Raw genomic sequence first — 13,031 nt, forward strand, 5'->3', positions numbered from 1 at the left:
GCGGTGGACAATCGCTACGGTTCAGTGTCGAGGCGCAAGGTGGACGATGTCGCTCACGACGGTGGGGTTGGCACGGGAGATCGCGATCAAAGAAAGCAATGTGTTGGCTACATCCTCGAGCGCAGACATACGGGAGGGAATCTGGCCTTCCTGTACCCAGGCCCGATAGAGATCCGCCAAGAGGTCACGGTCGGCACCACGCAGGATTTCGGTGTCTTCGGTGGGGCCCACGCTGACGCGAATGATCGCGAGATCTGGGTGCTCGGCTCGCCAGGAGCGCAGAATCTCATCGAGTGCGGCCTTGCTCGCGTGGTAAGCCGCCACACCGGCGCGCGGGCGTCCCACATCGTGGCTTGATGCGACGAGCGCGACCGCATTCTCGGACAGGTGCGGCAGCGCGGCCCGCAGCACGTGTGAGGCGCCGACGGCGTTGACGGCGTAGGTGTGCATCCAGGTCGCTACGTCAGTGTCCTCGATCAAGGAGAACGGCACTGCGGCACTGGTGAACACGACCGCGTCGAGTTCACCGAATGCTGTGGCCACTTCCCGGACGACGGATTCGATTGCGCGCGGGTCGGATACATCGAGCTCGTGTGCGGACCCGTCGAGTCGGTCGGCCACTGTCGACAGCAGGTCCACTCGCCGAGCGGCGAGGGCGACGGTGGCACCCCTGGCGTGTGCTGCCTCGGCCAATGCCCGCCCAATGCCGGAGGATGCCCCGACGACGAGCATCTTTGTGCCTGCAATGTCCGAATGCCGATCCGTCATAGTCTGGCTTTCCTGTCTGTCGCAGTCGTCGATTGCACGGTATCGCGCCGAAGTCCAGTCGCGGCATTGTGACCGTGATTCTGTCCTGTGAGAACATCTATTCTCGGAGGGCAGGAGGCAATGTGATCCACTTCAGCGCGGATTCCGAACTCACCACAACCGCGAGCCGGGCTGGATCGCCGTGGCCGGCCAGAGTGGGATGGGGAATTTTCGCCGCCGCCTACCTGCTCTTCGCGGTCGTTACCGTCGCGACAATCGAATCCGGCAATCATGGCGATGTCCGCACCGCCAACCCAAATCCAGGCCCGGCGCCGTACCCGCCGTTTCTTGGCTTCGACAACTGGCCGCTGGTCATCGCATTCAGTTCCATCCCAATGGCGATCGGTTTGGTCGCCGCATTGGTGTGGCTTTCGGTACGCCAGCGCAAGGTCCATTGGGCGGTCGTGATCGCTTTCGCCGGCCTGATCACCGGCGCGCTTGATCCGCTCGCCAACTGGGCGACGTTCGCGATCTTCGATCCGCGGATGTTGCACTTCCCGTTTTCCTGGCCGTATGTGAATATTTCGCCGAATCTCGAGCCGGCGTTGGCATTCCTCGGTGGTTACGCGGCCTACTATCTGCTCAACGGCTTGGGCATGCTTCATCTGCACGAAAAGTTGACCGCCCCGCTTTTCAATCGGTCGAATTGGCTTGTGCGGCACCCACTTGTCGCCGCCTTCATCGGCGCGTTCCTCATCGCCATACCGCTCAACGGGTTGGTTCAGTTCACCTGGATGCGGTTCGGCATCTTCTTCTACACCGAGGCCGTCGGGCCTGTGTTGCGGGTCGGGCACATCTATTTCCCGCTCATCATGGCGGTCTACGACTCGTTGATTTTTGCGATGGTCGCGGTGATGTGTGTCCGCGATGAAGACGGTGATCTGGTGCTGATCAACCGGATTGCTCACCGCCTTCCGGCTCGGCCAGGCCGCAACAAGGTGACGCTGATCCGCCAACTTCTGATCTCAGTTTCGGTGGGTCTGGTTTCTTTCGCTGCGCCGTTGGCGGTGCTGGCGGGGCTGCGCGCCGGCGGGTTGTCGCAGCCGGCCTACGATCAAAATCCCTATCCCGGCGTCAAGGTGTACGACCCGTATGGTCATCTCGAGCAGGCTGGTAAGCCGGGGCCGTTCTACCGGTGAGTGAGCTCATGACGCCATGTTGCCGATCGACCGCTGGCCGGACACGCCGTCGACCTACATCGTCATGCGCGGCGACCGAGCGGTAGGGGGAACGTGGGCCCCGCGCCAGGCCGCCAGGGTGGGCGCGGAAGTGGTCGAAATCGACGGCGGCCACTCGCCCTTCTGCTCGCGACCGGACCAGTTGGCCACGGCGTTAGTCGCCGCCTACTAAGCCTGCGATACCCCCACATCCACCGAAATCGCGGTTGCGGTGACATATTTCGATTGGTCAGACGCCAACCACGCGACCGCGTCCGCGACGTCTTCTGGCATGGTGACCACATCGGGAAGTAGCTGCTTCCCGAACCCGAATTGGAGGTGCGGATAGGAAGCTGCGGCCTGCTGCATTGCGTCAATCATCCGGCCGCTCCCCATCGGGGTCGCCACCGAACCTGGGTGCAGGCTGTTGACGCGGATGTGGTAGCGGCCCAGCTCGGCGGCGAACGAGCGGGTGAGCCCGGTTATCGCGTGCTTGCTCGCGGTGTACGCCACCATGAAGGGTTCCCATTTCACGCCCGCCGCCGAGCCGATGAGAATGATCGACCCGCCGCGTTCACCCGCGATGATGTGCTTGGCGCCGGCCATGATCGTGTTCCACGTGCCGACCAGGTTTATGTCGATAGTGTCCTGAAAAGCGCGGTGCGAGACCTGGTCCCAGGGCGCCGGGCAACAGATGCCAGCGTTCGCGACGATCACGTCCAGCCGCCCCAACTCGGCCACCCCGCTGTCGACGGCTGCGCAGAGACCGTCGTGGTCGCGCGTGTCGACGATCGCCGTGACGGCACGCCGGTCGTTCGCGATGACTAGATCCGCAGTCTCTGCCAGATCTTCGGGAGTGGCCGAATCATAGGGAACACTGGGCGGCAACGGACCGGCGATATCGACGAGGATGGTGTCGGCGCCGTCGGCGCTCAATCTTGCGGCGTGCGCGCGGCCTTGGCCGCGGGCGGCCCCCGTTATGAGTGCAACCTTGCCGGTCAGATCTGACACATGCGTACGCTACATGATCTAACAGCGGTTGAGAATGTAACTTTCCTTTATAAGAGAACTAGGGTTTCTCCGGTGGTAGCGTCTTTGCGCATGGGCGTTCTTGACGGGCAAACCGCGTTCATCCTGGGAGCATCGGCCGGTATTGCTCAGGCGAGCGCACGGCTGTTGGCGGCCGACGGCGCTTCGCTCTACCTGCTCGGCCGATCAATGCAGCGACTCGAGGCGACGCGCGATGGAATCCTGGCTGTCGCTCCGGATGCCGAAATCGTCCTTCAGAAGGGCGATCCGGAGGACGAAGCGACCGTCGCGAGTGCTGCGGAAGCGGCTTATGACGTCAACCAGCGGCTCAACATTGTCGTGGGCACTGTCGCCGCCGGAGGCACCGGCCCACTAATCCAACAGGACCTCGCGACATTCACCGATTTCGTCATGGGAAATCTGCGATCGAATTTTCTGGCCCTGCGCTACTCGGCGCCGCTGATGAAAGACGGAGGCGCAATCGTATTCATCTCGTCGACCTCCTCGAAGATTCCGATGGAGGGCTTGGGGCATTACTCAGCAGGCAAGGCGGCGCTCGAGATGTTCATCCGTGTGGCGGCGTCTGAACTCGGCTCGCGCGGCATCCGCGTCAACGCGGTCCGCCCGGGTCTCACCGCAGCGGCGACCACGCAGGGCTACATTCACCTGGAGGAACTGACAAGTAGCTTCTTGGAGCGGGTGCCACTAGGGCGGCTCGGCGTGCCGGACGACATCGCTCCCGGAGTGCGGTATCTGGCCGGCCCAGAATCAAGCTGGGTCACCGGGCAAAGCTTCGCGATCGACGGGGGCAACGAGGTCCGGGGTGCTCCCCGTGGGCCGATGTTCACCGTTTAGTCGAACGCAATGGCGTTGCGGGGCGCGGTAATCGGCAAGTCCAGCGATGTGGCGATGCCTGGCGCCGCATCTACCACGTAAGGGATGGCGTTCACCACCCTCATCGCCGTCGCCTCCATCGCGTTGTCATTGGCCGACGCTGCGGTGTCATCGGTACCGAGGCGCAGGTCGCACGCAATATGCGGCGTTCCCTCAATGACGATGCGATAGGTCCCGTTCGGTGCCGACGCCCACTGCGGCGCCAAGTCGGGAGCCATGCGATTGATGTGTTCGATGGTGATCACCGGGTGGCCGTTGACCACTCCCGTCGTTTCGGCGCGCACCGCTCCGCAAGTACCCGCCGGGATCAGTCCACAAGCGACGTGCAGGTCGCGCGGGGTGACCATGCGTTCATAGCTTTCGGTGACCTTCTCCAGCTCGACGCCGAGTGCGCGGGCAACGAGTCCGATGGGTGGACCCCATGCGAACTGTTGCGCACCTTCTAATTCCAGCAGCGGTGTGAAATCGAGGGGACGGCCGAAGCCCATCGCGTCGAACATCAGGTACTCATTCGGATACGCCGAGTAGTCGAAGATCTCCTGAGCGCGGACCGAGCGAATGGTGTTGGACAACGTGGACAGCAGCACGGCGAACTGGTCACCGGCGAAGCCCGGCTCGATGCCCGAGGTGTAAATGGTGACGTCGCCACCCAATGCCGCGGCGCGCACCTGGTCAGCCAGCGGGGGTATCCACCTGTCGGGGAACATCATTCCCGGCGTGTTGGTGGTGACGACGTTGATACCGGCTTCCAGCAGGCGGACATAGTCGCGGACCGCGGCGGCATCCATCTCCTCACTTGCCGCGGCGTACACCACGCAGTCGGGCCTGAGCGTGATGATGTCGTTCAGATCGGCGGTGGTCGTTACACCAACGTGGCCGAGCCCCACGATCTCACCAACGTCCCGGCCCGTCTTCTCGGCACTGTGCACCCACACCCCGACGAGCTTTAGGTGCCGACGTCGGACTATGGCACGCAGCGCGAGGCTACCCACACCGCCGGTGGAAATCACCGCCACTCGCAGTACTCTGCCTCCCATCGTGTTTTCTCCTAACGTTGTGCCAGCAATCGACTCAGCTGTTGTGCCAGTTCTGACTTCTTGACCTTCCCGCTCGCCGTGAACGGAAGATCTTGCTTTGCCGTGACCCAGATGAATTTCGGCACCTTGTACGCGGACAGGCGAGCGCGCAATTGCGATCGCAGCGCTTCCCCGTCGAGCGAAGCGTCGCCCCGGGGCACCACCGCCGCGGCAACCACCGTTCCGTTGGCGGCGTCCTCGGTGCCGACGACGTATGCCTCCAACACGCCGGCGCAGTCGGCCAATGCGAGTTCGACTTCGCCGGGTGTGACGTTGGCGCCGCCCCCGGTCTTGATCAGATCCCCTAGCCGGCCGGTGAAGGTTATCCAGCCATCGTCATGGCGCACACCGCAATCGCCCGTGCGGTAATAACCGTCAGGAGTGAAAACTTCTTCACGTTCTCGCTTATGCAGGCGCTGCATCAACGAAAAGCCCCGGACCCAGATCTCGCCTGGCGTGCCGTTAGGCACCTGCTGCCCGGTAACGGGATCAACGAGAATGTGGCTGAGCCCTTCGACGGAAAACCCGCCGGTCTCCGACCGGCCGGGCGGCTGCGGCGGGTACGAATCCACACCAATGTGGTTGCCGCACAGCTCACTCATGCCCAGCGCGTTGGGTCCCTGCGGGCGTCGCTCCGGGGGAACCATTGCCGGCATGCTGGTCCGGCGTACCGATGTCAGGTCGCGCCGGGCGAACTCGGGGTGCTCGGCGAGTGTCTTCCCTTGTTGTGGCCAACCCAGCGTGATGCTGGCGCGATAGCGCTCGATCAGTTGCAGTGCCTCGGCTGCGTCAAATGCCGGTTGGGTAACCAGGGTCGCTCCGTGGTGAATCACCGCATGCAGTCCGGTAATCAAGCCGCCCACCCAAAAGAACGGCATGGCGGTGAACATCACGTCGTCGCGGGTGACATCGTAAGTGAAAGTGAGGTTGTAGGTATGGCGGACCAATGTTCCATGGGTGTGGACCGGACCCTTCGGATCCCCGGTACTGCCTGAGGTGTAGATGATCGCCACCTCATCCGCCGGTGTCACACAGGACTCGACGTCGACAATGAAGCTCGCTTCGCTATCCGACAGTGTGCCGTCTGTCGCCAGTGTCGTCGTCCATGCCCGGTCGGACGGTCCGCACACCGCGACGGTGCGCAGGAAAGGCGCTGCCGACACCGCGATACGGCCCGGATGGTGCTGTCCGGCCAAACCCGGCAGCGCCTCTTCGAGCCTGGACAGGAAGTCGTGGTTGCGAAACTTCGACCACGCCAGGACGGCTCGCAGGTCGGCATGCCGGACCGTCCAGGCCAACTCGGGCGCTTGGTGAAAGGTGTTGAGCGGCACGGCGACCGCTCCGATGCGGGTGGTGGCAAACCAGGCCAGCGCCCAGTCGACGCTGTTGGGCATCAGGATCCCGACATGGTCGCCTTTACCGATGCCCTCGTTCAGCAGTGCGGTCGCCAATCGGGCGGACCGCCGGTCCAGATCGGTGTAGGTCAACTCCTGCCCGCCCGCGATGAGGAAGAGCCGGTCCCCGAAGCTTGCCGCGCAGGACCTCACCAACGCGGGAACGGTGGGCATAATCTGCGGGAAGGGCATATGCGCAGGATAGTAGCATTATCCAATTACGAGAACTACGGTTCTCCCGTTGCGTCGTCGGGCTACACTGACCCCGGTGTCGACCGAATCAGGGAATCCCGCGGCCGTCGACCGTATCGACCGGGTGGAGTCAAGCCTGGCTATCAGTCAGCTGCCCAGCCGATACGCGATGGCTTTGGACGCCCGTGATCTGGATGCCTTGGTGGCATTGTTCGTCGATGATGTCAAGGCGGGCGCGGAAGGACGTGGCAGGGATGCGCTGAAACGCTGGTACGACGGCGTGCTGAGGCGCTTCTATCGCAGCATCCACCTGGTCTGCGGCCATCAATTCGATTTCGACGGTGCCGATCGCGCAACCGGCTCGGTCTACTGCCGGGCCGAACACGAGGACGGTGACGGATGGTATGTCATCACGATGCGCTACGACGATGTCTACGAACGGCGCAACGACCAGTGGTGTTTCGTTAAGCGGCGGGAGCATCCCTGGTATTCGGTCGACGTCACCGAGCGCCCTGGGCCGGAGTTCATCCGCTGGCCGGCCGATGTTCAGCTACGCGCAGCCATGCCCGGCTGGATGCCAACCTGGCGCGCTTTCTGGGCCGCCGGAGACCCCACCCAGCCGCAGCGACTATCACGGCGGCCCTAGCGGGACACCCGCTACGATTAGCTAGAATCATCATTCTCATAATTGGAGGTCTACATTTCCGGCGACAAAGTACTCAGTGGAGTCCGGGTCTTGGAAGTTGCCGCTTGGACATTCGTGCCCTCGGCCGGTGCGGTGCTGGCGGAATGGGGCGCCGAGGTCATCAAGGTAGAGCCGCGCGTCGGCGGTGATCCGCAGCGTGGTCTGGTGACCATGGGCATCGTCGACGAGGGCGGCGGCACCGTCAACTACATGATCGAGATACCGAACCGAGGCAAGAAATCCATCGGGGTCGATCTGGGTACGCCTGGTGGCCAAGAAGTCATTCGGAAACTGGTCGCGAGTTGCGACGTGTTTCTGACCAGCTATCTGCCCGGCCGTCGCAAGAAGTTGGGCATCGATATCGACGACATTCGGTCTGCCAACCCCAATATCGTCTACGTGCGGGGCTCCGGCCACGGTCCAAAGGGGCCCGATGCCAATAAGCCCGGCTATGACGGCGTCTCGTACTGGGCGCGCGGCGGCATTGCGACTGTTCTCACCGAAGACGCCGAGGAGCTGGTGCGTTCGCGGCCTGCGTTTGGCGATCTGTTGGGCGGAATGGCCATCGCCGGTGGAATTGCCGCTGCGTTGTACAAGAGGGCTACTACCGGAGAAGGTTCGATCGTCGACGTCTCGCTGTTAGGGCTGGCAGCCTGGAACCTGAGCCCCGACGTTGCGGTGAGCCAAATACATGGTGGCAGCGTGATTCCGAAGTACGGGCATGCGGACGCGCCGAACCCGTTGGTGGGGACCTACCGCACGAAGGATGACCGTTACGTACAGCTGATGATGTTGCAACTGGACAAATTCTATCCCGAAGCGATGAACGCTATCGGCCTGCCCGAGTTAGTCAACGACGACCGCTTCGCGAGCCCCGCAGCACGTTTCGAGAACCGCACTGAGCTGATTTCGCTGATGGATCGCGCGTTCTCGCAACGCACCCTGGCGCAGTGGCGTGAACAGTTGGCCGGCCTGTCCGGGGCTTGGGGGATCGTGCAGACCCCGGGGGAGCTGTGCCAGGACCCGGCGGTGACTGCCAACGGCTACGTCGCACGGACCACCACGATGAACGGTGCACCGTTCGCGCTCCCCACCAATCCGGTCCAGTTCGACGAACAGCCCGTGGTACCACCTGGAGCGCCCGAACATGGCCAGCACACCGAGGAGGTGCTGATGGACGCGGGCCTGGATTGGGACACCATCATGGCATATAAGGAGACTGGAGCAATCTTGTGAGTGTGGCGGTCCTCGAGTTTGATCCATTCTCAGAAGACTTCTTCAACGGAGCGTTCGAAACCTACCGCCGCCTCCGGGACGAGGCGCCCGTCTACTACAACGAAAAGTGGGATTTCTGGGCCCTGACGCGGTACGACGACGTGGCACCGGCCACCAAGGATCACGGAACCTTTTCCTCGGCCAAGGGCGCCACGCTGGACATGGTGAAGGCGCACGACAGTGCAATCCCGGTGCCCAAGGTGATCATCTCGATGGATCCGCCTGAGCATCAGAAGATGCGCCGGTTGGTCAGCAACGTATTCACCCCACGTGCCATCGCGTCGCTGGAAGATATGGTGCGCGAGAAGATCTACGAACGCATCGATGCGCTCGATCCTCGGTCCTTCGACGTGGTTGCGGACTTTTCGGCACTGTTTCCGAACGAGGTCATCACGACCATGCTGGGGGTGCCGAAACCGGACCGCGAGCAGATCCGGCTCTGGCTTGATCTCCTTCTGGAACGGCATCCTGGTGAAATTGCCACGACTGCAGCAGGTTACGAGGCATCGGTGAATACCGGGATCTATTACTACAAACTGGTCCAGCAGCGCCGTGCTGAACCGCAAGACGACATGATCAGTCGGCTCATCGAGACAGAGATAGAACGCGATGGTCAGGTTGAGAAGCTCACCGATGTGGACATCACCGGATTCGCCACCATGTTGGGCGGAGCCGGGGCCGAAACGGTGACGAAACTGGTCGGCAACGCCATGGTCGCGTTCGCCGACTTTCCCGATCAGTGGCAGAAGTTGCGCGACGACCGTAGCAAGATCCCTGCAGCGATCGAAGAGTTGCTACGCTACGAGGCGCCGTCCCAGTACCAGATCCGCACTGCCACGCGCGATGTGACCTTGCACGGGATCACGATCCCCGAAGGGAGCGCGGTCCTCCTGGTGACCGGCTCAGCCACCCGCGACGAGCGGATGTTTCCCGATCCCGACCGGTTGGACATCGACCGAGAGCGGAAAATGGGTTTCAATCTCGCTTTCGGGTACGGCGTGCACAGCTGTCTGGGTGCCGCCCTCGCGCGAATGGAGAGCCGCATCGCGCTGAATGCGTTATTGGACCTCATCCCCGAATACGAAGTCGATCGCAGCGGTTTGCGACGCGTGGCGATGTCCAATGTCTGTGGTTGGTCCAACGTCCCGGTGCGAAAGGTCAGCGGCTAACGCCGTCGGGTGCGATAGTCATCGGCAAAACCACGGACCACATAGGGACGGACGAATTCGGCCACCGTCTTGTCGTCGCGCAGATCCAGCAACGGTGATGGAGTCGTGAAGAGCGAGAACAACATGCGGGCGAACCACTCTGCGGCCCAATGAATGTCGAGGTCGCTGCGGACCTCGCCGGTCAGCTTCGCCGCGGAGACATATGGCGCGAAAAAGTCGCTGCACTCCTGGAGGAGGGTGGCAGCGTTCTTGGTCAGCATGAGGTCGACCATTTCCTGGTCGAAGTACGACTCCGTTTCAACGACCCGACGCGCCTGCGAAACGAAAACGCTGGCGCGGACCAGCTTGTCCTCCAGCGTGCCGCCGCCGTCGCGGTCGATCGCCGCGGCCAGCTTGCGATAGAACCTCTGAGACGCTACTTCGGCGCACGCTTCGACGATCCTGGCCTTGTCCCGAAAGTATTCGTAGACGGTGCTCCGGGACACCTCGGCCGCACGCGCGATGTCGACCATTGTCGTCCTGCGCAGGCCCTGGCTGCGAAAGCACGCGAAAGCGGCGGAGATGATGGCATCCCGCGTGTCGAGCACCGCCGCGTAGGTCACCGCCGCACGCTCTCAGTTGTCGGGCGCGAGAATGAGACCGCTCGTCGGGACCCCCGTGCCGGAGGTGACCAGCACATGTTCGACGTTCTCCACCTGGTTGTGAGAGGTACCGCGGACCTGACGGACGCCCTCGGTGATTCCGTTCATGCCGTGGATGTATGCCTCGCCGAGTAGTCCGCCATTGGTGTTGATCGGCATCCGGCCGCCGAGTGACAAATCGTCGACTGAGACGAAATCCTTGGCCTCGCCGCGACCGCAGAACCCCAATTCCTCGAGCTGGGTGAAGACGAACGGCGTGAAATGGTCGTAGAGAAACGCTGTCGAGATGTCTTGCGGTTTCAGCCCGGAATCGCGCCACAGTTTGCTGCCGACGACACCCATCTCCGGCAGTCCGGTGATGTCATCCCGGTAGTAACTCGTCATGACCTCGCCGTCGTAAGCTGCGCCTTGGGCTGCCGCGGTGATGACGGCGGGTGGCTTGGCCAGGTCTCGTGCCCGTTCGAGGCTGGTGACGACCATGGCGACCCCGCCGTCACTTTCCTGGCAGCAGTCCAGCAGTCTGAGCACCGGATCGATGATCCAGCGCGAATCTTGGTGTTGTTCAATGGTTATCGGTTTGCCGTAGAACCACGCATCGGGGTTGTTGGCCGCGTGCTTGCGGTCGATGACAGCGATCTTGCCGAAATCCGCGTTGGTCACACCGTAGGCCGTCATATAGCGCTGTGCGTGCAGGGCAACCCAAGCGGCGGGCGTCATAAACCCGAATGGCGCATAAGGTGCCATCCACAGCGGTGTCACGCCCGGTTGGCGACCCGCGCCGCCGAACCGGAACCCGGAACGCTCGTTGAACGCCCGGTAGCAGACCACCGCCTCGGCGACTCCCGTGGCGACTGCCATCGCGGCCTGCATGACCGTGCCCGCGGCAGCCCCGCCGCCGTGTGGGACTCGCGTGAAGAACGTCAGGTCCTGAATGCCGACATTGCGGGCGACTTCGATTTCCTCGTTGTCATCGACGGAAAAGGTGACCATGCCGTCAATGTCGGCAGGCCGCAATCCAGCGTCGTCGATGGCGGCCTTGACCGCTTCACAGGCTAGCTGCATCTCGCTGCGGCCCGACTCCTTGGAGAACTCCGTCTGACCGATCCCGGCGAGGGCGGCCTTCCCGCCGATCCCATCACTCATGCGTCGTTCCCTCGGCCACACCCTCGAGCAGGCTGAGCACTGCGGTGCCGGTGGCGTGATCCCCGAGGCTGTTGGCGGCCTTGAAGGTAACCTCAATCAGCCCTTCACCCTCACCCGTCCACTTCTCGCTGACACTTCCGGTGAAGCGCAGTGGATCGTTCGGATAGGCAGGGACGCCGAGACGAATGGAGAGCTTCTTGATCATGGCCTCCGGCCCGGCCCAGTCGTGCAGGAACTTCACGCACAGCCCGTTGGTGGTCAGGATGTTCAGGAAGATATCTTTGGAGCCTTGTGATTTGGCGAAGTCGCGGTCGTGGTGGACCGGCATGTAATCGCGCGACGCAATGGCGCCCGCGACGATCAGCGTCGTTGTGACAGGGACTTCTAGCGGAGTGACTTCATCGCCCACATTGATTGAGTTCCAAGCGAGCGTAGTGGTGCGGTCAATGGTGGAGGTCATTTGCTTCCTTCCGGGTATCCGGCGCCAAGGCGGGCGAGCTGTTGTGAGGCAGATCCGAGTGCGAGCTCAATCTGTTTGGCCCACAGGAAATATCGATGCAAGGGGTAGGTGACATCGATACCCATGCCGCCGTGTACCTGCTGCGCCGAGGCTACGACGCGTGCGCCGGCCTCAGCGGACCAGAACTTTGCGATGGCGGCTTCGCGCGCCGCGGGTCTGCCCTCGGCGATCAGCCAGGCGGCATGCCATGCGGTCCAACGGATCGACTCGACATCGATGAATGCGTCGGCCAGCCTCTGTTGAACGGCCTGGAACGAGCCGATCGGTCGGCCGAACTGCTCGCGTTCGCTGGTGTAGGACGCGGCGAGCTTGAGCGCTCGTTCGACCACGCCGATCTGAATGGTGCAGAGCCCGACAAGGGCCCTGGTATACAGCGATTCGATGGCCTCGGAGCCGCGAGGTGTTCCGAGGCGCTGTCCTAACGCTCCGGTGAATTCCAGGTCGGCGTACGGTTCGCCGTTGGTGGTGCGCACCGGGGTGACGTTCACGCCCTCGGTTGCGGTGTCAACGATGAACAGGCCTGGACCGTCGTCGGCCTGAGCCGAGACGACGACCGCGGTCGCGAGCTGTGCCGCGGGTACCAGCTCCTTGGTGCCCTCAATTCGCCAGCGGCCGGCCTCGGCGTGGGCCGATGTTCGGGGTGCGGTCGGATTGGAACTGCCCGGTTCGATGAGCGCGCCGGTCAAGATGGTGCTGCCGTCGGCCACCCCGGGCAGATATCGCTGCTGCAGCGCTGAGTCGCCATGCCGCGCAATCGTGTCCGCGCCTAAGACCAATGTCGGGTAGAGGGGGACAGGGGCGACACTCCAGCCGACCTCGGCGAGCAGTACGCCGAGTTCGAGAAAGCTGCCACCGCTGCCGCCAACAGACTCGGGCAGGGCGATCCCCAACAGGTCCGAGGATGCTAGCTCGGCCCACAGTGCCGGGTCGTACCGAACCTGGCCGGCTTCCAGGCCGGACAGGTGCTCCGGGGTGGCGCGATGCTCGAACAACTGGCGTGCGACCTTGCCAACTGTCTCTTGTTCTTCGGTGAAGGAGAAGTCCATGTC

At 62.9% G+C, this 13,031-nt stretch carries 14 protein-coding genes; 6 read left to right on the plus strand and 8 right to left on the minus strand.

The window, feature by feature from the left end:
* Positions 1–21 precede the first annotated feature (21 nt).
* A complete protein-coding gene (locus tag BN972_RS05360) occupies positions 22–768 on the minus strand; it encodes an SDR family oxidoreductase (RefSeq protein WP_036353731.1) in 747 nt (248 codons plus the stop codon).
* Positions 769–890: 122 nt separating this feature from the next.
* Here BN972_RS05360 and BN972_RS05365 point away from each other — a divergent pair, with 122 nt between their 5' ends.
* Both BN972_RS05365 and BN972_RS05370 read left to right on the plus strand, forming a co-directional pair.
* Entirely contained in the window at positions 891–1,946 is a 1,056-nt protein-coding gene (locus tag BN972_RS05365) for a spirocyclase AveC family protein (RefSeq protein WP_080696699.1), read from the plus strand.
* 16 nt (positions 1,947–1,962) lie between these two features.
* Entirely contained in the window at positions 1,963–2,157 is a 195-nt protein-coding gene (locus tag BN972_RS05370; RefSeq protein ID WP_036353734.1) for an alpha/beta hydrolase, read from the plus strand.
* On the opposite strand, the gene BN972_RS05375 is transcribed toward BN972_RS05370, so the two are convergent.
* The gene (locus tag BN972_RS05375; protein WP_036353737.1) at positions 2,154–2,975 is read right to left on the minus strand and encodes a mycofactocin-coupled SDR family oxidoreductase; all 822 of its coding nucleotides are present in this window, start codon (positions 2,973–2,975) and stop codon (positions 2,154–2,156) included. The genes BN972_RS05370 and BN972_RS05375 overlap by 4 nt on opposite strands.
* On the opposite strand from BN972_RS05375, the gene BN972_RS05380 reads away from it, so the two are divergent.
* On the plus strand, positions 2,976–3,848 hold the full coding sequence (locus BN972_RS05380; protein WP_080696700.1) for an SDR family NAD(P)-dependent oxidoreductase: 873 nt from the start codon (positions 2,976–2,978) through the stop codon (positions 3,846–3,848).
* Here the strand turns inward: BN972_RS05380 and BN972_RS05385 are convergent.
* Together BN972_RS05385 and BN972_RS05390 are read right to left on the minus strand one after the other, a co-directional pair.
* Positions 3,845–4,924 (minus strand): NAD(P)H-dependent amine dehydrogenase family protein, encoded by a 1,080-nt coding sequence (locus tag BN972_RS05385; protein ID WP_036353742.1) that lies wholly within the window; start codon positions 4,922–4,924, stop codon positions 3,845–3,847. The genes BN972_RS05380 and BN972_RS05385 overlap by 4 nt on opposite strands.
* A gap of 11 nt (positions 4,925–4,935) precedes the next feature.
* The gene (locus BN972_RS05390; protein ID WP_036353745.1) at positions 4,936–6,549 is read right to left on the minus strand and encodes a class I adenylate-forming enzyme family protein; all 1,614 of its coding nucleotides are present in this window, start codon (positions 6,547–6,549) and stop codon (positions 4,936–4,938) included.
* Between the two features lie 115 nt (positions 6,550–6,664).
* Here BN972_RS05390 and BN972_RS05395 point away from each other — a divergent pair, with 115 nt between their 5' ends.
* The 3 genes from BN972_RS05395 to BN972_RS05405 are packed head-to-tail and all read left to right on the plus strand — an operon-like array spanning position 6,665 to position 9,678.
* Complete coding sequence (locus BN972_RS05395; protein ID WP_036356614.1) at positions 6,665–7,195, plus strand: nuclear transport factor 2 family protein; 531 nt, start codon at positions 6,665–6,667, stop codon at positions 7,193–7,195.
* Between the two features lie 42 nt (positions 7,196–7,237).
* Positions 7,238–8,470, plus strand: coding sequence for a CaiB/BaiF CoA transferase family protein (locus BN972_RS05400; protein WP_036353748.1), 1,233 nt, complete (start codon positions 7,238–7,240; stop codon positions 8,468–8,470).
* Entirely contained in the window at positions 8,467–9,678 is a 1,212-nt protein-coding gene (locus BN972_RS05405) for a cytochrome P450 (RefSeq protein WP_036353752.1), read from the plus strand. The genes BN972_RS05400 and BN972_RS05405 overlap by 4 nt, the downstream gene beginning before the upstream one ends.
* On the opposite strand, the gene BN972_RS05410 is transcribed toward BN972_RS05405, so the two are convergent.
* The 4 genes from BN972_RS05410 to BN972_RS05425 are packed head-to-tail and all read right to left on the minus strand — an operon-like array spanning position 9,675 to position 13,028.
* A complete protein-coding gene (locus BN972_RS05410) occupies positions 9,675–10,280 on the minus strand; it encodes a TetR/AcrR family transcriptional regulator (RefSeq protein WP_036353754.1) in 606 nt (201 codons plus the stop codon). The genes BN972_RS05405 and BN972_RS05410 overlap by 4 nt on opposite strands.
* A 12-nt stretch (positions 10,281–10,292) precedes the next feature.
* Positions 10,293–11,462 carry a lipid-transfer protein gene (locus tag BN972_RS05415; RefSeq protein WP_036353757.1) on the minus strand — a complete coding sequence of 390 codons (1,170 nt, stop codon included), beginning with the start codon at positions 11,460–11,462 and terminating at the stop codon, positions 10,293–10,295.
* Positions 11,455–11,922: a MaoC family dehydratase gene (locus tag BN972_RS05420; protein ID WP_036353760.1), complete on the minus strand. Its 468-nt coding sequence runs from the start codon at positions 11,920–11,922 to the stop codon at positions 11,455–11,457. Before BN972_RS05420 ends, BN972_RS05415 begins: the two co-directional genes overlap by 8 nt.
* On the minus strand, positions 11,919–13,028 hold the full coding sequence (locus tag BN972_RS05425; RefSeq protein WP_036353762.1) for an acyl-CoA dehydrogenase family protein: 1,110 nt from the start codon (positions 13,026–13,028) through the stop codon (positions 11,919–11,921). The genes BN972_RS05420 and BN972_RS05425 overlap by 4 nt, the downstream gene beginning before the upstream one ends.
* Positions 13,029–13,031 lie beyond the last annotated feature (3 nt).

The organism is Mycobacterium asiaticum DSM 44297, from assembly GCF_000613245.1.
Taxonomy (GTDB): Bacteria; Actinomycetota; Actinomycetes; order Mycobacteriales; family Mycobacteriaceae; genus Mycobacterium; species Mycobacterium asiaticum.